At 70.5% G+C, this 22,065-nt stretch carries 20 protein-coding genes; 9 read left to right on the top strand and 11 right to left on the bottom strand.

The genetic code is table 11. From position 1 onward, the window contains the following. Positions 1 to 3: 3 nt before the first annotated feature. Genes AB0I77_RS06340 through AB0I77_RS06330 form a run of 3 tightly spaced genes read right to left on the bottom strand, consistent with a single transcriptional unit; the run spans position 4 to position 3,154 of the window. On the bottom strand, positions 4 to 837 hold the full coding sequence (locus AB0I77_RS06340) for a carbohydrate ABC transporter permease (protein ID WP_363281220.1): 834 nt from the start codon (positions 835 to 837) through the stop codon (positions 4 to 6). Further along, a complete protein-coding gene (locus AB0I77_RS06335) occupies positions 834 to 1,817 on the bottom strand; it encodes a sugar ABC transporter permease (protein ID WP_363281218.1) in 984 nt (327 codons plus the stop codon). The genes AB0I77_RS06340 and AB0I77_RS06335 overlap by 4 nt, the downstream gene beginning before the upstream one ends. Continuing rightward, the gene (locus AB0I77_RS06330) at positions 1,814 to 3,154 is read right to left on the bottom strand and encodes an extracellular solute-binding protein (protein ID WP_363281217.1); all 1,341 of its coding nucleotides are present in this window, start codon (positions 3,152 to 3,154) and stop codon (positions 1,814 to 1,816) included. The genes AB0I77_RS06335 and AB0I77_RS06330 overlap by 4 nt, the downstream gene beginning before the upstream one ends. 155 nt (positions 3,155 to 3,309) lie before the next feature. Here AB0I77_RS06330 and AB0I77_RS06325 point away from each other — a divergent pair, with 155 nt between their 5' ends. After that, positions 3,310 to 4,584, top strand: coding sequence for an ROK family transcriptional regulator (locus tag AB0I77_RS06325; RefSeq protein WP_363281216.1), 1,275 nt, complete (start codon positions 3,310 to 3,312; stop codon positions 4,582 to 4,584). 429 nt (positions 4,585 to 5,013) lie between these two features. Continuing rightward, positions 5,014 to 6,081: a glycerophosphodiester phosphodiesterase family protein gene (locus tag AB0I77_RS06320; RefSeq protein WP_363281214.1), complete on the top strand. Its 1,068-nt coding sequence runs from the start codon at positions 5,014 to 5,016 to the stop codon at positions 6,079 to 6,081. A gap of 13 nt (positions 6,082 to 6,094) precedes the next feature. Here AB0I77_RS06320 and AB0I77_RS06315 read toward each other — a convergent pair whose 3' ends face one another. Both AB0I77_RS06315 and AB0I77_RS06310 read right to left on the bottom strand, forming a co-directional pair. Beyond that, positions 6,095 to 7,213 carry an LCP family protein gene (locus AB0I77_RS06315; protein ID WP_363281212.1) on the bottom strand — a complete coding sequence of 373 codons (1,119 nt, stop codon included), beginning with the start codon at positions 7,211 to 7,213 and terminating at the stop codon, positions 6,095 to 6,097. A gap of 136 nt (positions 7,214 to 7,349) precedes the next feature. Next, positions 7,350 to 9,359 (bottom strand): glycosyltransferase, encoded by a 2,010-nt coding sequence (locus AB0I77_RS06310; RefSeq protein ID WP_363281589.1) that lies wholly within the window; start codon positions 9,357 to 9,359, stop codon positions 7,350 to 7,352. Positions 9,360 to 9,705: 346 nt separating this feature from the next. Here AB0I77_RS06310 and AB0I77_RS06305 point away from each other — a divergent pair, with 346 nt between their 5' ends. Then, positions 9,706 to 10,734, top strand: a complete 1,029-nt coding sequence (locus tag AB0I77_RS06305; protein ID WP_363281211.1) for a winged helix-turn-helix domain-containing protein — start codon at positions 9,706 to 9,708, stop codon at positions 10,732 to 10,734. Between the two features lie 24 nt (positions 10,735 to 10,758). Here AB0I77_RS06305 and AB0I77_RS06300 read toward each other — a convergent pair whose 3' ends face one another. After that, positions 10,759 to 11,535 carry a class I SAM-dependent methyltransferase gene (locus tag AB0I77_RS06300; protein WP_363281210.1) on the bottom strand — a complete coding sequence of 259 codons (777 nt, stop codon included), beginning with the start codon at positions 11,533 to 11,535 and terminating at the stop codon, positions 10,759 to 10,761. Positions 11,536 to 11,737: 202 nt separating this feature from the next. On the opposite strand from AB0I77_RS06300, the gene AB0I77_RS06295 reads away from it, so the two are divergent. From AB0I77_RS06295 to AB0I77_RS06270, 6 genes are all read left to right on the top strand, one after another. Then, positions 11,738 to 12,997 carry a sensor histidine kinase gene (locus tag AB0I77_RS06295; RefSeq protein ID WP_363281208.1) on the top strand — a complete coding sequence of 420 codons (1,260 nt, stop codon included), beginning with the start codon at positions 11,738 to 11,740 and terminating at the stop codon, positions 12,995 to 12,997. Next, positions 12,994 to 13,641, top strand: a complete 648-nt coding sequence (locus AB0I77_RS06290; protein ID WP_363281207.1) for a response regulator transcription factor — start codon at positions 12,994 to 12,996, stop codon at positions 13,639 to 13,641. The genes AB0I77_RS06295 and AB0I77_RS06290 overlap by 4 nt, the downstream gene beginning before the upstream one ends. Before the next feature lie 295 nt (positions 13,642 to 13,936). Further along, entirely contained in the window at positions 13,937 to 14,479 is a 543-nt protein-coding gene (locus AB0I77_RS06285; protein ID WP_363281205.1) for a sigma-70 family RNA polymerase sigma factor, read from the top strand. Continuing rightward, complete coding sequence (locus AB0I77_RS06280; RefSeq protein ID WP_363281203.1) at positions 14,466 to 15,206, top strand: hypothetical protein; 741 nt, start codon at positions 14,466 to 14,468, stop codon at positions 15,204 to 15,206. Before AB0I77_RS06285 ends, AB0I77_RS06280 begins: the two co-directional genes overlap by 14 nt. 99 nt (positions 15,207 to 15,305) lie before the next feature. Beyond that, positions 15,306 to 16,571 carry a glycosyltransferase family 4 protein gene (locus tag AB0I77_RS06275; protein WP_363281202.1) on the top strand — a complete coding sequence of 422 codons (1,266 nt, stop codon included), beginning with the start codon at positions 15,306 to 15,308 and terminating at the stop codon, positions 16,569 to 16,571. Between the two features lie 2 nt (positions 16,572 to 16,573). Continuing rightward, positions 16,574 to 17,428: a transferase gene (locus AB0I77_RS06270; protein ID WP_363281201.1), complete on the top strand. Its 855-nt coding sequence runs from the start codon at positions 16,574 to 16,576 to the stop codon at positions 17,426 to 17,428. A gap of 54 nt (positions 17,429 to 17,482) precedes the next feature. Here the strand turns inward: AB0I77_RS06270 and AB0I77_RS06265 are convergent, their stop codons facing one another. The 5 genes from AB0I77_RS06265 to AB0I77_RS06245 all read right to left on the bottom strand — a co-directional run bounded on the left by AB0I77_RS06265 (position 17,483) and on the right by AB0I77_RS06245 (position 21,904). Beyond that, complete coding sequence (locus AB0I77_RS06265) at positions 17,483 to 18,064, bottom strand: DUF1097 domain-containing protein (RefSeq protein ID WP_363281200.1); 582 nt, start codon at positions 18,062 to 18,064, stop codon at positions 17,483 to 17,485. A 2-nt stretch (positions 18,065 to 18,066) separates the two neighbouring features. Next, on the bottom strand, positions 18,067 to 19,101 hold the full coding sequence (locus AB0I77_RS06260) for an alpha/beta fold hydrolase (RefSeq protein WP_363281199.1): 1,035 nt from the start codon (positions 19,099 to 19,101) through the stop codon (positions 18,067 to 18,069). A gap of 20 nt (positions 19,102 to 19,121) precedes the next feature. Continuing rightward, positions 19,122 to 20,369, bottom strand: a complete 1,248-nt coding sequence (fmdA, locus tag AB0I77_RS06255) for a formamidase (protein ID WP_363281197.1) — start codon at positions 20,367 to 20,369, stop codon at positions 19,122 to 19,124. Positions 20,370 to 20,424: 55 nt separating this feature from the next. Next, positions 20,425 to 20,706 carry a zinc ribbon domain-containing protein gene (locus tag AB0I77_RS06250; protein WP_363281196.1) on the bottom strand — a complete coding sequence of 94 codons (282 nt, stop codon included), beginning with the start codon at positions 20,704 to 20,706 and terminating at the stop codon, positions 20,425 to 20,427. Between the two features lie 100 nt (positions 20,707 to 20,806). Continuing rightward, complete coding sequence (locus AB0I77_RS06245) at positions 20,807 to 21,904, bottom strand: substrate-binding domain-containing protein (protein ID WP_363281195.1); 1,098 nt, start codon at positions 21,902 to 21,904, stop codon at positions 20,807 to 20,809. Between the last annotated feature and the right edge of the window lie 161 nt (positions 21,905 to 22,065).

The raw sequence follows: 22,065 nt of genomic DNA, 5'->3' as shown, positions 1-22,065 counted from the left end.
CGGTCAGCCCTTGAGGGCGCCGCTGAGTACACCGCTGATGAAGTGCCGCTGGAAGAACAGGTAGACGAGCACCACCGGGGCGATCACGATCAGGGTGGCCGCGGCGAGCAGCGGCACGTCGACGCCGTACTGCCCGGTGAAGAACCCCAGTCCGGCGGGCGCGGTACGGCGGGCCGGGTCCTGGATGAGGATGAGCGGGAGCAGGAACTGGTTCCAGCTCCAGACGAAGTAGAGAACGCCCAACGTGGTCACCGCCGGGCGGGAGTTGGGCAGCAGGATCCGCCAGAGCGTCGCCCACGACGAGGCGCCGTCCAGCCGCGCGGCTTCCATCAGGCTGCGCGGCATGGTCGAGAAGTGGGCGCGCATCCAGAAGACCCCGAACGGCATGAACGCGCCGATCTCCGCGAGGGCCAGTCCCGGCACGGTGTTGGTCAGTCCTACGGCGCGCAGGTCGTAGTAGAGCGGGATGATCGTGCCCTCGGTGGGGATGGACAGGCCGAGCAGCAGATACGCGTAGAGCCTTCCCCGGCCGGGGACGTCCAGGGTCGCCAGCGCGTACCCGGCCAGGGTCGCGCACACCACCGCGGCCGGCACCACGCACACCGCGATCACCACGCTCGACCGCAGCAGCGTGCCGAAGCCCGCGGCGGACCAGGCGCGGGAGAAGTTCTCGAAGTGCAGCCCGTCCGGCAGGGCGAAGCCGGTCAGCGGCGCCCCCGCGGGCTGGAGGGAGGCCAGCAGCAGGGAGGCGAACGGTATGAGTACGGCGGCCATGAACAGCGCGAGCACGACGGGTGTCACGAAGCGCCCGGTGACCGCTCTCGCCGATGTGGTCACGGTGCCTCCCTGGACAGCCGGTTGATCACCAGGACGGCGAGGGAGATGACCGCCGTCAGGACGATCGCCAGCGCGCTGGCCACGCCGACCGCGCCGCCCCCGAAGGCCAGGCGGTAGATGAGGATTCCGGGGACGACGGTGCTGTTGCCCGGGCCTCCTGAGGTGGTGATGTAGATGAGGTCGAAGCTGGACAGGGCGGCGATCACGGTGATGGACAGCGCCACCGCGAACTCCGGTCGCAGCAGCGGGACGGTGATCGCCGTGAACTCGCGTACCGGGCCCGCCCCGTCCATCCGTGCCGCTTCGTAGATCTCCTGGTCGATGCGCTGGGTCCCGGACAGGAACAGCACCATGCACAGGCCCGAGACGACCCAGGTCCCGATCAGGCCGACGGCGGGCAGGGCCCAGGTGAAGCTGCCCAGCCAGGCGTCGGCGAGGCCGCCCAGACCGATCGCCCGCAGCGCCTGGTTGAGGGTGCCGTCCTCGGCGTACACCCAGCGCCAGAGGATGCCGACCGCGACCAGCGGGATGACCTGGGGCAGGAACAGCACCGTGCGGACCAGGGCGGTGCCCCGGCGTCCGGCGCGCCGGGACACGATCGCCGCCGAGACCAGTCCCACGCAGATCGGCAGGACGGAGAAGAACAGGATCAGCGCGCCGGCATGCCAGGCGGCGGCACGCAGTTGCGGATCGGTGCCGATACGGCCGTAGTTGTCGAGGCCGACGAAGGACGGGAGGGTCACCCCGTCCCAGTCGAACAGCGAGAGATACGCGGTGTGCAGCAGCGGCAGTACGGCGAAGAGGGTGTAGGGCAGCAACGCCGGCAGCAGGTACAGCAAGGCCACGGCACGGCGTCGGCGGCGGCGCACGGACGGTGCCGGGCCGCGCTGCCGGCGCTCGGCGGGGCCCGCTCCGCGCTTCACCACACGCGGCGGGCCGGGAGCGCGTGCGGGGTCGGTCAGTCGGTCGGCAGTGGTCATTTGTGGTAGTTCTCGAAGTCCGTTTGGAGCCCGGTCAGGAACTTCTCGGGCGTGGCCTTGCCTCCGGCGAGCAGCTGGAGCTGGGTGGTGAGGGTGTCGCCCATCGTCGGGGTGGAGGCGTTCTGGATGAACGGCTGGAGACCGGCGTCCGCGACGATCGTCTGCCAGCCCTTCTGGACATCGCCAAGCAGCCCGCTCTGGCTCGGCATGGCGCCCGCGTCGGGAGCCATGAAGCCGGCCTTGGCGGTGATGGCGGCGGCCTGCGCGCTCGCGGCGAAGTCGAGGAAGGCGGCGGCCGCGGCGGCGTTCTTCGACTTGCTGGAGACGCAGTAGTACACCCCGGCGCCGGTCGTGCGTAGTTTCCCGCCGGAGGTGACGGGCGGCATGTTGAAGTAGCCGGCGCCCTCGCCCAGGCCCTTGGCCACCGCCGCCGCGGCCCAGTTGCCGCTGATCCGGAAGACACCCTCGCCCTTGGCGAACGCGGCGGTCGCGTCGTTGTCGCTGACGCCGTTGACCTTGGGGGTGACGTACCCCTTGTCCACCCACCGCTGGAGCGTCTCGGCCGCCTTCTCGGCCTCCGGCAGCTCGATCGTGGCGCTCTGCTGGCCGTAGGCCCACGCCTCGCGGTCCTTCGGTGTCAGGTAGGCCGAGAGCAGCACGTTGAAGGGGTGGTTGAGACCGCCGTCGAGGTTGCCGGCGACCAGTGCGGTCTCACCGGCCGCCTTGACCTTCGCGAACAGGGCCTCGAGGTCCTCCAGGGTGGCCGGGGGGACGGTCAGGCCCAGCTTTCGCGCCTTGGCCTTGTTGTAGTAGACGCCTTCGAACGACAGGCCCGCGCCCACGCCGTAGAGGTCACCGGTGCCGACGGTCTTGCCGTCCGGGGTGAGGGTGATCTGGTCGAGCCCGGGGAACTTCTTGGCCCAGCCGTACGCCTTGCCGTACTCGCCGACCTTGAGCAGCAGCCGTCCGGGGACGAGGTTCTGCATGCCGGAGGTGAACTGGGCGATGTCGGGGGCGCTGTCGGCCGACATGGTGGTGTTGATGCTCTTGAGGTAGTCGTCCCAGCCGGTGTACTGGCGGTTGACCTTGATGTTGGGGTGCTTCTCACGGAAGGCCGCGATGAGGCCGGGGGTCATGGTGGTGTCGTCGGCGTCGGCGACCACCAGCGTGATCTTCTTGTCGGCCGGTACCGCGGTGGAGACGGGACCGGCGCTGCTCTGCTCGGACGACGAGGCGCCCGGGGTCAGATCGCTGCACGCGGTGAGTGCCGCGGCGCCGACCGCGCCGGTGGCCGCGAGGAAGGTACGTCTGGACAGGGACGACGGGATGGAGCTCACGGGGGTCTCCTGGCGTTCGATTAGTTCGATAACGCAATTGCGTTTTATAATCAGAGGGAGCCTGGTCCGCGTCAAGGATTCATGCCTGGATTGTTATCGTCGGGGCGGTCCGCGCCGGTCCCCGGTTGTGCCGCTCCACAGGAGGTTGATCATTGGTGACGTCCAGGGACAGGTGGCCGCTCGGCGGGCTGCCGGAACCGCACTCTCCCGGGCGCGAACTGCCCGCGGTGGTGGGCGTCGCGGACCTGCGTGCCACGAACGCCGCGGCCGTCCTCGCCGCCGTCCGCTCGGCCGACCCGCACCCCCGGCTCTCCACCCTGGCCGAGGCGACCAAGCTCTCCCGCCCCACCGTTGAGGCGATCGTCGAGGAACTCACCGACTGCGGGCTCATCGAGGTCGCCCCGGCCGTCTCCACCCGGGGCCAGCGGTCGCCCGGCCGCCCGGCCCGCCGGTTCCGCTTCCGCCCGCACGCGGGTTTCGTCATCGGCGTGGATGTACGAGCCCGCTCGGTGAGCGCCTGTCTGGCCGACCTCGACGGCCAGGCAGTGGCCGTCGAACGCAAGGCGGTGCGCGCCGATCTGGGCGGATCGGCCCGGGCCCGCGCCGTCACCACGGTGGTGCTGCGCGCGATCGACCGCGCCGGAGCGGACCCCCGGAGGGTGTGGGCCGCGACGGTGGGCACCCCCGGCCTGGTGGACCGGAGCAACACCCTTGTCCGGCAGGCCGACAACCTCAAGGGCTGGGCCGAGGCGGACATCGTCACCACCCTTCGCGACCTGCTCGGCTGCCCGGTCGCCGTGGAGAACGACGCCAACCTCGCCGCGCTCGGCGAGCAGTGGCGGGGGGTCGGCGGCGCGGCCGACGAGATGGTCTTCGTCCTACTCGGGGAACGCCTCGGTGCCGGTGTCATCACCGGGGGGCGCCTGCTGCGCGGACACCGCGGTGCGGCCGGAGAGATCGGCTTCATCCGCTTCCCCGGCAGTACGTCCGCGCAGCCCGGCCTCGAACCCCTGGTCCCGGACGGCGTCGCCTCGCACGCGGCGGCTCGCACCGGTGCCGGCGTCATCCGCGGCGCCGCGGCGGGAGAGCCGGACGCGGTCGCGGTCATCACGTCGTACGGGCGAAGACTCGCCGCCGGGATCGCCCCCGTGCTGCTCGCTCTCGACCCGGCGCTGGTCGTCCTCGGCACCAGTCTCTTCCCGGTCCCCGGCCTGCTTGGGGCGGCGGAACTCCTCCTGGGCGCCGCCGAGGAGGAGGCCGGCACTCTCCTCGTCGACCTGCCGCAGTGGCGGCTGTCCGCCCTGGGGGACGAGGCCGTGATCACCGGCGCGGTCCGCTTCGCCCTCTCCTCCGTCGAAGAGGTGCTCCGCACCCGTCCGACCAGCCTTCCCGGCCGGGCGGCGGGCGTGGAGGGGGGCACACAGCAGTAAGGCCTGCCCGAGCGGCCCAACTCCTCCCGGAAGAAGGTGACTTCCGGCTGTCGACGGCCGACGTCCGGTACCTCCCACCGCCCGTCGGCCGCTCCTTACGGTGACGACCCTGAACCTCCTGTCCGAACAGGAGCGAGCACCCGGAGCAGCCTCATGTCCTCGTCCCTCACCTCACCCGTGATCCGCGCCGGCGCCCTGTGCGGCTGCTGTCCGGTCAGACCCTGACCGGCGCGCTGTGGCAGTCGTCCCCGGGAGCCGGGCGCACCCCGGCCGCGAACCGGGTGTCCGTCTGAGTCGTCGCGGAGACGGATCCGGTCGAGCCGTGGCCGTTCTTCCGCCATTCACGGCACCATCACGTCCAGGCCGTTGCGCACGCCCGAGGCCGAACTAGCCTCTCTGGTCGCCCGAACCAACACGAGTGAGGTTTCGATGTCCCCAAGACATGTCCTCGTCGGCCTGGCACTGGTACCGGTGCTCGCCTTTCCGGCGGCCGCCGGTGCGACGACGTACGACGGCTCCGGCGTGCCGCCTCAGCAGGCCCGCTTCGATCTCCAGGCGCACCGCGGTGGCATCGGCATGACGACCGAGGAGTCCCTGGAGGGATTCGGCAAGGCGCTGCGCCTCGGGGTGTCCACCCTGGAGCTGGACACCCAGATCACCAAGGACGAGAAGGTCGTCGTCACCCACGACCGGCAGGTCAGCGCCCAGAAGTGCCGCGACACGGCGCCCCTCACGCCGGGCGACCCGATGTTCCCGTACGTCGGGAAGTACATCAAGGACCTGACGCTGGCTCAGATCAGGACCATGGACTGCGGTTACCAGCAGCTGCCCGGCTTCCCCGAGCAGGAGGTGGTCAAGGGGTTCCGGATGGCCGAGCTGAAGGACGTCCTGAACCTGGTCAAGAGCTACCGGGCCAGGCAGGTCACCCTCAACGTCGAGACGAAGGTCGAGGCGGGGGCGCCCGAACAGACCGCGCCGCGTGAGCTGTTCGTGCGCCGGGTCCACGAGGAGATCCACGCCTCGGGCATCGAGCGCCAGGTCATTATCCAGTCCTTCGACTGGGGCGCGTTGAAGGCGATGCACAAGCTGGCCCCGAGGTGGCCGCTGGTCGCGCTCACCAACTACGACTTCCTCCAGGTCGGCAAGCCCGGCGCCTCCCCGTGGCTCGGCGGGATCGACGCCGACGACTACGGCGGCGACTTCGTCAGGGCGGCCGCCACGATCCCCGGCGTCAGGGCCCTCTCCCCCAACTACGGCTTCCCGCAGAGCGGCAAGGTCGGCGATCCGGACTTCCGCTTCTACCCCGACCGGACGATGGTCTCCGAGGCCCATGCCAGGGGCCTGAAGGTCATCCCGTGGACCTGCGACGATCCGGCCACCGTCGAGGCGCTCATGGACCTGGGCGTGGACGGCGTCATCACCAACTACCCCGACCGCGTACGGCAGATCATGGCCGACCGCGGCATGCGCCTGCCCAAGGCCTACCAGCCTCGCTGATCGCGGACGCAGGTCACTTCCGCTGCCCTACGGACACGGGCCGGTCATCCTTCAACTCGGTGAAGAGCTGCCGGGCCCGGCCCGCGTCCCATTTCACGGCGCTGCCCTTGGAGGTGGCGAAACTCGGGTCGGAGACAGGCACGTTGAGCTGTCGGCCGTCGCCGGCGGTGACTCGGCGCATCGTCTGCATCAGTGACATGAGCTGTGGCAGGCCCGTGTCCTTGTCCACGATGAGCGTGTCGAGTCCCGCGGTGAGGGACGGGAAGGACTTGGAGGGGTTGAGGAGCGTGCCCGGGGTGGCCGCCTTCTTGGCGAGCGCGGCCAGGAACTTCTGCTGGTTCTGGGTACGGCCCAGATCGCCCTGGGCCTCCTGCTTGCGCTGGCGTACGAACGCCAGGGCCTCGGTGCCGTCCAGGGTCTGGCAGCCCTTGCTCAGATTCGCGCCCGAATCCTTGTCCGTGACGGCGCGGTCGATGCACAGGTCCACGCCGCCGATCGCGTTCACCACTCCGACGAAGCCCGCGAAGCCGATCTCGGCGTAGTGGTCGACGTGCAGCCCGGTGTTGCGCTCCACGGTCCGCACCAGCAGTTCGGGGCCGCCCAGGGAGAAGGCGGCGTTCAGCTTGTTCGGCGTGGCGCGGTAGTTCCTGCCCGTGTCGGGATCGACGTAGGGCGGGATCGTCACCCACGAGTCGCGCGGCAGGCTCATCATCGTGGTGCCGCCGGCACCGGTGTGCAGCAGGATCATCGAGTCCGTGCGGCGGCCCTCGGCGGAACCGGTGTTGAGATCCTTCCGGTCCTGCTGGGACAGGCCCTCGCGGCTGTCGGAACCCACGACGAGGTAGTTGGTCCCCTTGCCCTGCGGCGCCCGGTCCGTCATCGCGGCCAGGTCCACCTCCTGGTCGAGCCGGGTGTCGGCCCACAGGTACGTACCGGCGACGGCGGCGACCAGCGCGGAGAGCAGGAGGACCGCCAGTCGCACGACCCGGCGGCGCCGGGTGGCGCGTGGCCTGGGAGACCTGCTGCCGTGGTCGGGGGCGCCCGCCCCGCCCCCGTGGGGCGGGCGCCCTTCGCCCATACGGCCTGGAGGAGCGGGAGAGGCCATGCCGGGCAGTGGTGCCGTGCGGATCATCGCCGGGGGTGCGCTCCCGGGCACCCCCGGCCCCACCACGCCACGTGGTGGTTCTGCTCTGCCCCCACGCCGGTCGTCGCCCGCCCGGCGGTCAATCCAGTCGTCCATCGGCCTGTCCAACCTCAACGCATCGGGATCACCTCGTCGGCAGGCTCTTATACGGGTCGGGGCCGCCGATCTGTTCAGCGGCCGTACCGGAACGCCGCATGCGATGCCACTTCAGCCGGGTGCCGAGCAGCAGGGCGACGACGGACTGGATGACGACCAGATACATCAGCTGCCGGTAGACGAAGATCTGCAACGGCATCGACCACAGGGTCCTTCTGCGCTCACCGTCGAGCCGCAACGCGTAACCGGCACTGACCACTTGGGCGCCGAAGAAGGCGAGCCACACCGCGGCCGACGTCAGCGGATCGAGGAACAGCACGCCGTACAGGGCGTAGACGTCGATGACCGGCGCGAGCAGCGGCAGGACGACCTGGAAGAGCGCGAGGTAGGTCAGTCCGCGCCGGCCGAAGCGCCCGGCCGTGCCCACGCCCAGGACGGCGCCGCGGTGTTTCCACATGGCCTGGAGGGTTCCGTAGCACCAGCGGTAGCGCTGTCGCCACAACTGGCGCAGCGAGGTGGGTACTTCGGTCCAGGCGACGGCGGACTCCTCGTAGAGCACCCGCCAGCCGGCCCGCCACAGGGCCATCGTGACGTCGGTGTCCTCGGCGAGGGTGTCGTCGCTGACCCCGCCGAGGCCCAGCAGCGCGTCCCGGCGGAAGGCCCCGATGGCACCGGGAACGGTCGTCATGCACTCCAGGACCTCGAACATCCGGCGGTCGAGGTTGAACCCGAAGCAGTACTCCATGTGCTGCCACTTGGCGAGCAGACCGCGCCGGTTGCCGACCTTGGTGTTGCCGCTGACCGCGCCGACCGCCGGGTGCGCCAGCGGCTGGACGAGCCGGTGGATGGCGTCCCGTTCGAAGACGGTGTCGGCGTCGACCATCACCACGATCTCGTGCCGCGTGCGGGCCAATCCGGTGTTGAGGGCCGCGGCCTTGCCCCCGTTGGGCTTGCGGATCACCTCCACGCGCGGATCACCGATCCCCTCGGCGATCTGAGCGGTACGGTCCGTCGACCCGTCGTCGATCACGATGATCTGGAGCTCCGGGTGGGTGGAGTCGAGCAGCGACAGGACGGTGGACTCGATGCCGGCCTCTTCGTTGTACGCCGGGACGAGCACCGTCACCGGTTCCACGACCTCCCGCAACCAGGGGGCGCCCGGCCGGAAGCGCTCCAGCCGGCGCACATGAGCGCGGGCGAAGAAGGCGAGCAGCGCCAGCCGCAGCACGCCGAGTCCGCCGGCGATCCCGAGGATCCAGGTCATCGCGGTCGAGAAGCTGCGCCCGGCGGAGGTGCCCCAGAGCAGAGCCTCGCCCTGCCAGCGGGCGATGGTGGACACCGGTGTGTACGGGGTGAGGTCGAGTCCGTCCGACACGGTGGTGAAGCGGTCGACGCTCGGGTTGGCGAGCAGCCGCTGTGTCTTCTGGAACGCGGTCGCCGTCTGGCTGAACTGACGGATCAGTCCCTGCGCGGGCTTGCGGGTGGCCTTGTCGGCGGTGACCAGCACATAGCCGCGGGCGGCGGCCTGCCGCGCCGCCCGCCACTCCTTGCCGCACAGGGTGTCCGCGGAGGTGGTCCTCGGCATCCGCAGCAGCGTGGTGTTCAGGTCCGCGGCACCGGCCAACGCGGTTTGCGTCAGGTCGAGTTCGGTCGAGAAGCGCGGCGACGAGGCCTCGCCGAGGACGGCGCCGGTGTAGGTGTTCGAGCCGATCTCGTGGCCCTCGGCACGGATCCGCCGTACCAGTTCCGGGTAGCGGGCGGCCTGGGAGCCGTAGAGGAAGAAGGTGGCGCGGGCCTGGTTGCTGCGCAGCAGGTCGAGCAGGCGCGGGGTCCAGACCGGGTCGGGGCCGCCGTCGAAGGTGAGCGCGACGGTGCGGGCGGGCATGGAGCCGGTCTGTATGCCGTTGCGGTTGATCCCGACCACGGGACCCTTGCCGTCGACCACCGCGTCCGGTGCGGGTGAGGTGCAGGGCGACCGCGTCTTCGCGGCGTCGACCTCGTGGGTGGTCCAGCCCTCGAAGAGCAGGACCGCGAACATCGCGGGGAGGACGAGGACAAGTAACAGCCAGTGCCCCCGCGGGTCCCGGGACTGTTTGTGCCGGCCCTTCACGGATCTTCGGCCCTCCTCCCGGGGGAGGCGCCACGAAGGGCACGAGTGATGTGCTGGGTGTCTCTTCTGTTGCGCATGGGGCGCGAGTTTAGCTACGGCATCTGCCGTGCGTGGCGTTCTCAGGGAAGCCGCACACGCTGGGAAAGTGAGGTCGGTGCCGATTCTGTGCAGGTCTACCGCTCCCGGTAGATGCGATGCGCACCCATTTCTGACCATGAATCGAGGCACGCCCACCGAGCCAGGCGTGCCGCAGTTCTGAACGGGGGTGGCTCATATGGTGGTACGCGTTCATTTCACCGCCGAAGATCTTGCGAACACCAGGCTGGCGCAGGCACCGGATCCCATGTGGGAAGCGCTGCTCAGCATGCACATGCTCCAGACGGACAGCGCGTCGGCCGTCTTCGGCCGCTGGCGACATGCCGTACGTCGCCGACTGCCTCCCAGGGTGCGCGACCTGCTCCGGCTCGCGCCGCCCGTCGGGTACTCGGCCGACTTCCTCACGCCGGCGGGCGGCGCGGGCAGCCTGGAGGCGGGAATCGGCGCTCTGCTGTCCACTCCGCGCCGGCGGTTCCGGCACGACCTGCTGGAACTGGCTCATCAGGGCGGGCGGCTGCCGGCCTGGGCCGGGTCGCTCGCCGACGGCGACAAGGAGACCGTCACACAGCTCGCGCACACCCTGCGGGGCTACTGCCGGATCGCCCTGGATCCCTGGTGGGGCGACATCAGCGCCCGATCAGCGGCGGAGCGCGCGGTCCACAGCCGGTTCCTGGCCGACGGCGAACTCGGCGAGCTGCTGAGTTCGCTCCATCCCGGACTCGTCTGGCAGCGGCCGGTGCTGGAGATCACCGGCATGGGCGTCGACCGGGAGGTCCGTCTCGACGGGCGCGGACTCCTCGTCCTCCCCTCGTACTTCTGCTGGCGCAAGCCCACGTTGATCAGGGATCCCGCGCTGCCGTTCGTGGTGGTCTATCCCATGACGCACGACGCGCCGCTGGGAGACGCGCCGGGGACCGAGGGCCGGACACGGCCGCGTTCCCTCGACGCGCTCCTCGGACACTCCCGTGCCGAGATCCTCGGCTCGGTCGCGGGGTGCGGGATGACGACGACGGAGCTCGCGCACGGCGTGGGCATCGCGCCGGCCACCGCGAGTCATCACGTCGGCGTCCTGCGGGAGGCGGGCCTGCTCAGTACGCACAGAACGGGCAAGGCGGTGCTGCACACGCTGACCCCGCTCGGGCTGTCACTGCTGGACGGACACTCCGCCGCCCCGCACGGGAGGCTCGGTCCTGATCGGGTGCACTGAACCCCCTTTGCCCGCACGGCCGGTTCACTCCGCATGGGTGACGCGGATCTTGGACTGGCCGTGCGGGAGTTTCTCCCAGTCGTCCATGAAGCGGGCCCGCAGGCCGTGCTTCTCGGCCAGTACCACGAGCGTCTCGGTGCGGTAGTAGAAGTCCTCGCGCAGGACGTGGTGTTCCTCGCCCTCGGTGCGGTCGAAGGTGAAGTCGAACCAGCCGCCCGGTGCGAGCACCCGGCCGACATGGGTCAGGCACTCCTCGATGACCGGGAGCGGCGAGTGCGAGAAGACGCTGTGCGCGTGCACCACGTCGAAGTGGCCGTCGGGCAGGAAGCGCAGCGTCAGGTCGCGTACCGGGGTCAGGGTGGGCAGACGTCGTTGGAGGCCCATCTCCACGATGGTGTCCTGGGCGGCGACGAGGATGTCGGGTGAGATGTCGATGCCGTAGTAGTGCCCGGGCTCCAGGTGCCGGATGAACCGCCAGCCGCCCCGCAGGTTGCCGCATCCGATCTCCAGCATGCGGTGTTCCGGGCGCAGCCCGTGGCCGAGGAGGTAGTCGAACTGCATCGCCCCCAGCGTCAGCCACCGCTCACGGCTGTGGCTGCCGACCGCCGCGTCCGGGTCGGCGCGGGTGTCGGAGCGCATCACGGCGCGGTAGTAGGAGATGTGGTCCGCGTGGCGGCGACGCAGCCACATGTCCCGGGCGGCGCGGGCCAGGTGGCGGGGCACGCGGCCGGGGTGGCGCAGGGCGTAGGTGACGCGGTGGCCGAGGGCGGCGCGGTTGACGGTGAGACTCTTGGCGGGCATGGGGTTCTTGCCTTCCCGAACGGCGTTTCCCGAGCAGTGCAGGACGTTTTCCCGGAAGTGCGGGGTCCTGATGCCAGCCTCGGTGCACGAGAGGTGTGTCCGGCTCGGTCAACGGGCTGCGGTCCGGGGGCGGTTCGGACGATCCTCATGTCACCCGATTGGATGATGCGGCCCCGTGTACGTAAACGTTAGACACGTGAGGATGAAACACACCGATCCGGATGAGCGCTGGCTGGCCGCGGTCGTACACTCCGCGTTCTTCCTGCTGCTCGGTTCCTCGTTCGCCCGCTTCCTGACCCGCGAGCAGGGCGGAGCGCGTACCGGGTGGGTGGTGGCACTGTTCGCGGTCTTCTGCCTGCTCTACGTCCTCGGGCAGCTGCTGGCCCCGGCGCCCCGCCCCGGCTCTGCCCCCGCCACACGTCATCTGGCCTGGCTGGGCTCGGTGTCCGCCGTCTGGATCGTCCTCCTCGTCCTCGCGCCGAGTGCCACGTGGTGCGCGATGCCCCTGCTCTTCGCCGGTCTGCACGCGCTGCCCGCGCGGATCGCGGTGCCGTTCGCGGCCGTGCTCACCGCACTGATCGTCGCCACCGAGGTGCGGGTGGCCGACGGCCCGCTCAACCCGAACATGGTCGTCGCCCCGCCGGCCGTCGCCGCGGTCGCCACCGCCGTACTGGTCCATCTGCAACGCCAGGGGGCCCGCCAGCGCGTCCTGATCGAGGACCTGGTCCGCACCCGGCGCGACCTCGCGGCCACCGAACACCGGGCGGGTGTCCTCGCGGAACGCCAGCGGCTGTCCACCGAGATCCACGACACCCTCGCGCAGGGCCTGTCCAGCCAGCGAATGCTGTTGCAGGCCGCCGAGCGGGTCTGGCGGACGGATCCGGACGCGGCCCGGGAGCACGTCCGCGAAGCGGCCCAGATCACCTCCCGCAGCCTCGCCGAGGCACGCCGGTTCGTGCACGACCTGGCACCGGCCGACCTCGCCGAGCACTCGCTTCCCGGCGCGCTCACCGCACTCGCCGAACGCGAGAGCGGCCCGGGCCTGACCGTGGAGTTCCGGCTCGACGGCGACCTGGGCCGGCTGCCGGAACGGGTCGAGTCGGCGCTGCTGCGCATCGCCCAGGGCGCGTTGGCCAATGTGCGCGAGCACGCCGCGGCGACCCGGGCCGCGCTGACCCTGACCTGCCTGGACGACGAGGTCGCGCTGGACATCGCCGACAACGGCCGCGGCTTCGAGACGGACGGCCCGCGCGGCATGCCGGCTCCGTCCGCCCCGCACAGCCTCTCTCCCCCGGAACCGGGCCGCACGCGCGGGCACGGGCTTCCGGCCATGCGTATCCGGGCCGGGCAGTCGGGCGGCACGCTCACCGTCGAGTCCACCCCGGGCGAGGGCACGGTGGTCTCGGTCGCCGTCCCACTGACACCCTCCCTTCTCGCCCCTCACAAGGAGCCCGTCCCATGAGTACGTCGGTGTCCTCGCCGCCCGTCCGGCTGCTGCTGTGCGACGACCACGCCGTCGTACGGGCAGGCCTGCGTGCCCTGCTCTCCAGTGCCGAGGGCATCGAAGTGGTGGGTGAGGCGGGCAACGGCGAGGAGGCCCTCGCCATGGCCGCCCGGCTGCGCCCCGACGTGGTGCTGATGGACCTTCAGCTCGACGACCGCATGGACGGCGTGACCGCCACCCGGCGCCTGACCTCCGGCGGTGCGGCGGGCCCCCGGGTTCTGGTGCTGACGATGTTCGACACGGACGCCGACGTCACCCGTGCCATCGAGGCGGGCGCCACCGGCTATCTGCTCAAGGCGGAACGGCCGGACGAACTGTTCACGGCGATCCGCGACGCGGCGTCCGGCCGCACCGCGCTGTCGGCACCCGTGGCCGACCGGCTGATGACCCGGCTGCGCCACCCGCGCCCCGCCCTGTCCGCGCGTGAGCACGAGATCCTCGAGCAGCTCGCCCGCGGCGTGGGCAACCGGGAGATCGCCCGGACCCTGTTCATCAGCGAGGCGACGGTCAAGACCCACCTCCGCCGGATCTACGACAAGCTGGAGGTGGAGACGCGGGCCGGCGCGGTGGCGGTCGCCAAGGAGCGACGGCTGCTGCCGTAGGGCCTGTCCGCCGGATCAGGTCGCAGGAAATCGGCGGCGCCCCATCGGTGCCGGTGAGCGGGGGCGACGGGGGTGCCCCCGCGCGAGCGAAGCCGAGCGTGGGGGAGTCGGCGAGTGACGACAACGCGGCAGATGGGCGCCCGCCGCGGAGCGGCTAGTGTCGCTGCGACCCCGCGTCTGCGGCATGATCCGCCGGACAGGCCCTGAGGCCGGGCAGCCGTGGCGCCGTGCCCGGCGAGAGCAATCGGGACGCCGAGAGGCGTAAGTCATCGCGCGCTGGTGGACATTCCTGTGCATGGACGCGGATGAACGGAGCGAACAGCTCGAACGGCTGTTCCGGCGGACCTTCGGTCGGGTGATGGCGTACTGCCTGCGCCGGACGGAAGAGACCGCAGCCCACGACGTGGTGGCCGAGGTGTACACGGTGGCCTGGCGCCGCCGACGGCAGCTGCCCTCGGACGACGAAGAGGCGGTGCTGTGGCTGCTGGGCATCGCCCGCCGGGTACTGGCCAACCAGGCCCGCGGTCAGCGCCGTTGGGCACGCCTGCTGCTGCGGGTCGCCGAACGGGCCGATCCGCCGCACGTCGAGCACCACCAGCACGACACTGACGACGACTTGGCCGCGGCCCTGGCGCAGTCGTCGGACGCCGATCGCGAACTGCTGCGCCTGGCCTACTGGGAGGACCTGTCCCGGCAGGACATCGCGACCGTGCTCGGGATCTCCGTCGGCGCCGTCGACACCCGTCTGCACCGGGCCAGACAGCGTCTGCGCGAACGTCTTGCCACGCCGAGCCACCACGCCGATCCGACACAGGAGAGCAACCATGCTGAGCGATGACGAACTCGACCGGCTGCTCCGGGACAGCGACCCCGATCCCGGCGGACCGGCGACCGACCCGGACTCGGCGGCCGCGGCACGGATCCTCGCCCGGGTCCGTCGAGGCGCACAGCGACGGCGCAGGCGCCTCCTGGTCCTGGCCCCGGTGGTGGCCCTGACCGTGGCCGGTGTCACCGCGGGGACCTACGCGTGGGTGGCCGGTGACGGCAAGGGCCATACGCTCGACTCGACGGGACTGATGTGCGTCGGCTCCGACCGGAGCGATGCCGTCCTCGGCTTCGACCCCGCCGCCGACGATCCGGTGCGCAACTGCCGACAGGTGTGGCAGGAGATGTTCGGTGAGCCGGCGCCCCGCACACTCACCGCCTGCGTCGACAGCTCTCAGCAGGGCTCGATCGCCGTCTACCCGGGGGGCCCGGACCAGTGCGGACGCCATCGCGCGGACCCGTATCGCGGACCGACCCGGGAGCAGCTGGGCCTCGCCCACCTCCGCACCGACCTCGCGAAGCACTTCGCCGGACGCACGTGCATCCCCCACGCCGAGCTGAAGAGGGTGATCGGCCAACTCCTGGCCAAGCACGACCTCGATGGCTGGACGAGCCGCCACTTCCAGACCGCCGACAAGGAACCGGAGGGAGCCTGCGCGGACATCAGTTACTACGACGAACCGGAACGGACGATCTGGCTCGGAGACCACAAAGCCGGCACACCTGTCCACTGGCCATAGAGCCACTTGGCCGCAGCAGTGGTTGCCCAAGCGCCGGTCAAGGGCCACGAACCGGTAACGGCGGGCAACCACTCAGGAGTTGAGGAGGTCTAGCCCACTATGAAGATCTCTTTCCTCATTCACAACGCCTACGGAATCGGGGGCACCATCAGCACCACGTTCAACCTGGCCCAGGCGCTGGCCGACCGGCACGACGTGGAGATCGTCTCCGTACTGCGGCACCGCGAGCGGCCGAACTTCACCCTGGACCCGCGAGTGTCGTTGAGGCCGCTGGTGGATCTACGGCAGGAGAAAGAGCATCCGCTGCATCTGAGACCGGCGAAGGTGTTCCCCTCCGCCGAGTACCGTTACCAGCAGTACAGCGAGCTGACCGACGAGCGGATCGGCGAGGCCCTCGAGACGATCGACGCCGATGTGGTCATCGGCACCCGCCCGGGGCTCAACGTGCATCTCGCGCTCCAGGCCCCGCGCCGGGTCGTACGCGTCGGGCAGGAGCACCTCACCCTGGACAACCACCCGTCCCGGCTGCGCACCACGCTGCGCCGGACCTACCGCCGCCTCGACGTGCTCACCACGGTCACGGAGGCGGACGCCGCCGCCTACCGGCGCAAGATGCGGCTGCCCGGGGTCCGCGTGGAGGCGCTTCCCAACAGCGTTCCCGATCCCAGGCTGCCGGCCGCGGACGGCACCGCGAAGGTGGTGGTCGCGGCCGGCCGGCTGGTCCCGGTGAAACGTTACGACCTGCTCGTCGAGGCCTTCGCCCTGGTCGCCGCCGAGCGCCCGGACTGGCTCTTGCGCATTTACGGCAAGGGCGAGGAACACGACCGGCTGCGGCGGCTCATCCAGGATCTCGGTCTCAGCGACAACGTTTTCCTGATGGGCGCGGCAGCCCCCATGGAGGCGGAGTGGGTGAAGGGTTCGATCGGAGCGGCCACGTCCAACTTCGAGCCGTTCGGTATGACCATCGTCGAGGCGATGCGCTGCGGGCTGCCGGTGGTGAGCACCGACTGCCCGCACGGACCCCGCGAGATCATCGAGGACGGGGTCGACGGCCGGCTGGTACCGGTCGGGGACCGCGACGCGCTGGGCGCCGCGCTGCTGGAACTCGTCCGCGACGACGAGCGGCGCCGGCGGATGGGCCGTACGGCCGTGGAGAACGCGCGGCGGTTCGCCCCGGCCCCGGTCGTGGAACAGGCCGAGCGTCTCTTCGACGAGGCGCTGTCGGCGAGGAGCACCGGGCGACCGGTCGTACCGGAGCGCGTTCGGATGCACCGCGCCCTGGTCAGCCAGGGCTTCGCCGCCCGCGACGCCGCCCATGCCGCGGCCGGCAACGCGCTGCGCACGGTACGGAGGGGACGGAGTTGAGCATGGCACCCGGCAGGGAAGCCGGTACGGAACCGAAGTCGGACCCCGGTACGGAACCTCGTGCCGACTGCACCGTCGACGCGGACGGAAGGACGACGTTCGTCCTCCAGCCGCAATCGGCAGTACGCCCCCAGTTGCTGCTGCGGCTGCGCCCCAAGAAGGGACAGCCCGAGACGGTCCTGCACACGCTCGATCTGGAGCCCATGGGTGACGGTCGCCTCCGTGCCGTCCTGGAGCCGCGGCCCGCTCTCGTCGAGGGGCGGTGGGACGTGTACCTGCTCAGCGAGCCGGGAGCGGCGCGGCAGCGGCTGCGCCCCGGTCTGCGGGACCTGCGGGCCCTCGTCGACGGGCACGCCCGTGACCGGTCGTCGCCGGTGGCCGTGCGGATTCCGTACGCCACCAAGGACAGTTTCCTCGCGGTACGGGCCTGGCTGCGCACCGCCCATGCGGAGGTCGACGGCATCGACGTGACGGACCGGTCGATGACGGTCAGGGCCCGGCTCCACGGCGCCTCGCTCGGTGAGGGTGCCGCCGTACGACTGAGCCCACGGGGCGAGGACGGCGCCGTACGGACCGTCGGGCTTCGGGCCGAGACAGGCAGCCCGGGGTTCTCCTTCACCGTGGACTACGAGGAGTTGGTCGCGGGCGGCGGTACCGGAACCCGCGTCTGGGACCTCTTCGTCCAGCTTCCGCCCGCCGCGGATGCCCCGCGGATCCGGATCGGCCGTCTGCTGGACGACGTGGCGGACCGCAAGGAGATCTTCGTCTATCCGACGGCCACGGTGGACGGTGTCGCCGTAGAGCCTTACTACACGGTGGACAACGACCTCTCCCTCAAGGCGACGAGGGCGGGATGACCGCACGCCGGCGGGAGCCGAGGCCCTCAGCCTCGGCTCCCGCCGGCGACCGGGTCAGGCGGGTGCTTCGCTGACCGAGGCCGTAACCTCCTCGGTCTTTTGCTGCTGCTCGGGCTCGGGTGCGGCCTGCGGGGCGAACATCAGCCGCAGTCCGAGCGTGGCCGCGAGCGGGCCGAGGGCGCACATCGCGGCGGCGCTGAGGAAGGCGGCGCCCAGATTCCCCGCGTCGTAGCCGAATCCGCCGAAATACGTGGCGAAGGTCGACGCGAAGCCGAAGAACATCGCCGGGATGAGAGCGAACGGCTTCAGCCGGCCGGTCGCCAGCAGGGTGCCGTTGACGAAGAAGATCACCACGCCCAGCGCCAGGGTCTGGGCGAACTCCCCGGTGCCGAACATCGTGCCCGTCTCCCGGTTGAGCAGGACGGCCACCACCGCGAACCCCGCCCCGGTCGTGGTGGCGGTGACCATGGAAATGGCGTTGGCGATGCTCGGGCCGCCCTGCATGAACGTTCCGGCCCAGGTGATGAAGATCGCCCAGGTCGGCAGGTTGAGTGGGCTCAGGAGCAGGAAGACCGTGGCGAAGGCGACGATCGAGGCGCTGACCTCGTGCGGCAGTCTGATGCGTCCGATGTTCATGGCTACGCCAATCCGCCCGGCTTGGCCAGCAGTTCCTTGATGGCCGTGTCGATGAACTCGGTGTCCTCGGGGCTGCTGCCGCCGCCGGCGAAGTGACCCCAGATGCCGGGGATCACGCGGAGTTCGGCGCCCGGGATGTGGCTGACGGCCCAGGCCTCGTCCTCCGGCGGGAAGTAGAGGTCCTTCTCGGCGGGCATGTCGAGCGTGGTCGCCTTGATGGAGCCGAGGGCGGCCTCCGTGTCACCGTTGAAGCCCGGAGTGAGCCCGACGTCGCCGTTCTGCCAGGTCCAGAGCATGGTGAGCAGGTTGTTGGGGTCGCGGCCGTCGAGGAAGAAGCCCTCCCAGAAGCCGACGAGGAAGTCCTCCAGAGAGGTGTAGCCGAGCTTCTCGTACTCCTTCTCCCAGTAGAACGCCTGCGAGAAGCCCCATCCCGCGTACACCCGGGCGAGTGCGCGCAGTCCGGTCGTCGGCCACTTGTCCGCGTCGTACCAGCCGCCGTTGAAGACCCCGTCGGCGGTCAGCGCGGCCTTGACGCCCTCCAGGAAGACCTTGTTGTGGGCGCTGGTGCGCGGGGAGCCGCAGAAGGGGGCGATCCGCTCGACCATGTCCGGGTAGCTGACGGCCCACTGGAAGGTCTGCCCGGCGCCCATCGACCAGCCGGTCACCAACTGGATCCGCTCGATGCCGAACTCTTCGGTGACCAGCTTGTGTTGGGCTGCGATCTGGTCGTACACGGTGATGTCCGGGAAGCGGGCGCGGTCGTACGGCGGCGGGGTGTTGCTCGGCGAGGTGGACAGGCCGTTGCCGAGCATGTTCGGGACGATGATGAAGTACTGCTCCGGGTCCAGTGCCATGCCGGAGCCGATGAGCCACTCGTTGTCCCAGTGCCGGCCGGAGTACCAGGTGGGGTACACGATCACGTTGGACTTGTCCGCGTTGAGCTCGCCGTACGTGGTGTAGGCGAGGTGCGCGCCGCGCAGGGTCGCGCCGCTCTGGGTGGTGAAGTCGCCCAGCTGGAAGGTGAGATGGTCGCTCATGGGGCTGCCTTTCAGGACTTTCAGGAGGTGACGGCGCACTGGCCGCGGTCGGCTTTTCTCGGGCCCTCGGCCGTCGGCCGGATGTCGAAGTCGAAGATCGCCGTGGGGAGGTAGAGGGTGCTGCACGCGTTCGGAATGTCCACGACGCCGCTGATCCGGCCCTCGATCGGGGCCGAGCCGAGCAGGAGGTAGGCCTGCTCGCCGCTGTAGCCGAAGGTCATGAGGTAGTCGACGGCGTTGAGGCAGGCGTTGCGGTACGCCATCGTCGCGTCGAGGTAGTGGTTGGTGTCGGTCTCGTGGTCGACGGAGATGCCGACGAACGAGATGAACTCGGTGTACTGGGGCGCGACATTGCCGGGCATGAAGATCGGGTTGGTCGTCACCCCGTACTTCTCCATGCCGCCCTTGATCAGGTCGACGTGCAGGTCGATGAAGCCGCCCATCTCGATGGCGCCGCAGAAGGTGATCTCACCGTCGCCCTGGCTGAAGTGCAGGTCACCGCCGGAGAGCAGGGCGCCGGGGACTAGGACGGGGTAGAAGACCCGGGAGCCGCGGGTGAAGTTCTTGATGTCGTGGTTGCCGCCGTTCTCCCGGGCCGGGACCGTGCGGGCGCCCTCGGCGGCGATACGGGAGGCGGCCTCGCCGGTCGCCGTGCCGGCCAGCGCGTTGTCGGCGAGCGGCGGCAGGGCGAGCGCCGGCACCCGGTGCGGGTCGGTGTCGATGAGGGCCTGCTCGCGGGCGTTCCAGCGGGCCAGCAGCTCGGCGGAGGGCGCGGTGCCGAAGAGGCCTGGGTGGGTGATGCCGGTGTAACGGACGCCGGGGATGTGGCGCGAGGTGGCCTGCTGGCCGTGGAAGTCCCAGACGGCCTTGTACGAGTCGGGGAAGCGGTCGGTGAGGAAGCCGCCGCCGTTCTCCTTGGCGAAGACGCCGGTGTAGCCCCAGCCCTGTCCGGAGCCCTCGCCCTGCTGCTGCGGTATGGGCCCCAGGTCGAGGATGTCGACGACGAGCAGGTCGCCGGGCTCGGCGCCCTCCACGGCGATCGGGCCGCTGAGCATGTGGGCGTGGGTGAGGTCCACGTCGCGGACGTCGTTGGCCGAGTCGTTGTTGCCGATCTGGTTGTCGGTCCAGTCCCGGCACTCGATGCGGAGGTCCGTGCCCGGCTTCACGCTGACGGCGGGCGGGATGTCGGGGTGCCAGCGGTTGTGGCCGGGGACCTTCTGGTCACGCATGGACATGGCCTGGTCGACGCTGAAGACGACGTCGGGCATGGGGGCTGCCTTTCCAAGGGGGTGGTGGAGCTCAGGTCCAAGGGGGTGGTGGAGCTCAGGGCTTGGGCAACAGGGCTTGACGGGGGTCGGCGGCGAGGGCCGGACCGCGGCGGGCCGACGGCACCTCGGTGACGACCTGGGGTGCGTGGGCGCTGGCCTCCTGGGCGCGCAGGGCGCGGGCCAAGGGGGCGGACGTGCGGGTCAGCATCGGTGCGCTGAAGACCCGGCGAGCCTGGTCGCCGCACGTGTCGCACGGCTCTTCGGCGAGGGCGCGGCCCATCGGACGGATCACGTCGAAGGCTCCGCAGCTCGTGCAGCGGTATTGGTAAGTAGCCATGGACAACCAACCTCCAAAAGCTTCGAGAGAAAAGTATTTCCAGCCGAAGCAATTGGGCAAGGGTTGGTCGTGTTACATGCGCGTAAAAAGGAGGGCCCGGTTACGGCAGCTGCTGGAGCACGTCCCACTGCAATCCGTCGGCCGCGGCGAGGAACACGCGCTGCTTGAGGTGGCGGTCCTGGATCTGGACCGTGCCGCGCGGAGTCTCGTACTCCAGCCCCTCGGCGGTCGCCTGGATCCGGTCCACGTCCACGCCGCCCGCCCGGCGCAGCAGCTCGGTGAGCATGCGGACGCCCTCGTAGCAGGACTCGCCGAGGCTGTTGAGCTGCGGCGCCCGCGGCCCGAACCGGCGCCCGTACGCGGCGGCGAAGTCGAGGCCGGACGCGGTCGGCAGGTCCTCGAAGTAGCCGGCCGAGGTCATCAGGCCCCGGGTGTTCTCCGACCCGGTCGCCAGCAGGACGTTCTCCTCGATCAGCGAGCTGAACCGGATGTGGTCCCGGTCGAGCCCGGCCGCGGTGAAGGCGCGGTTGAAGAGCACGGCGTCGTCGCCGATCAGCAGCATGAGGACGGCCTCGCAGTCACTGGCCGCGACGCGGGCCAGCACCGGGCCGAAGTCCTTGGTGCCGAGCGGCACGTACATCTCGTCGCAGACCTCGCCGCCGAGTTCGCGCAGATAGCGGCGGGCGGCACGGGCGGAGGAGCGGGGCCAGACGTAGTCGTCGCCGACGATCGTCCAGCGCCGGATGCCGAGTTCGCCGGCGAACCACTCCAGCGCGGGCCGCAGTTGGCGGCCCGGGGTCTCACCGGTGAGGAACACCCCCGGGGACCGCTCGCCGCCTTCGTAGAGCGCGGTGTAGACGTACGGCACACGGCCGTCGATGCGCGGGGCGACGACCTCGCGGACGGCGGAGATGTGCCAGCCGGCCACCGCGTCGACGACGCCGCCGGAGATCAGCGCGTCGATCTCGGTCGCCACCTGCTCGGGCGGCGCTCCGCCGTCGACGAGCACCAGGCGCAACTCCCTGCCCAGCACGCCCGATTCGGCGTTGACCTCCTCGGCCGCGAGCTGGGCGCAGCACTCGCAGGACGGGCCGAAGATCCCGGCCGGGCCCTGGAGCGGGATCACCAGGGCGACATCCAGCGCGTCCCGGGTCCGGCCTGCCGCAGAGCCGAGTCGGACAGACGCCTTCTCGATCATAGGCGCTCACACTAGCGGTTGGTTGCTACGAGAATATTTCGCAGCGATAAGGAAATGACTGTATCGTGGAACCACTTCACGCGATCCTCGTCTGCCGTGCGCGTCCGGACGACCGCGACCGCGGCAGTGCAGCGCACCCCACAGCACCCCCACCACGACGA

Source organism: Streptomyces sp. NPDC050619, from assembly GCF_040654815.1.
Lineage (GTDB): Bacteria > Actinomycetota > Actinomycetes > Streptomycetales > Streptomycetaceae > Streptomyces.
Note: the sequence above shows the minus strand (reverse complement) of the source record. Positions and strands in the feature narration are given on the sequence as shown.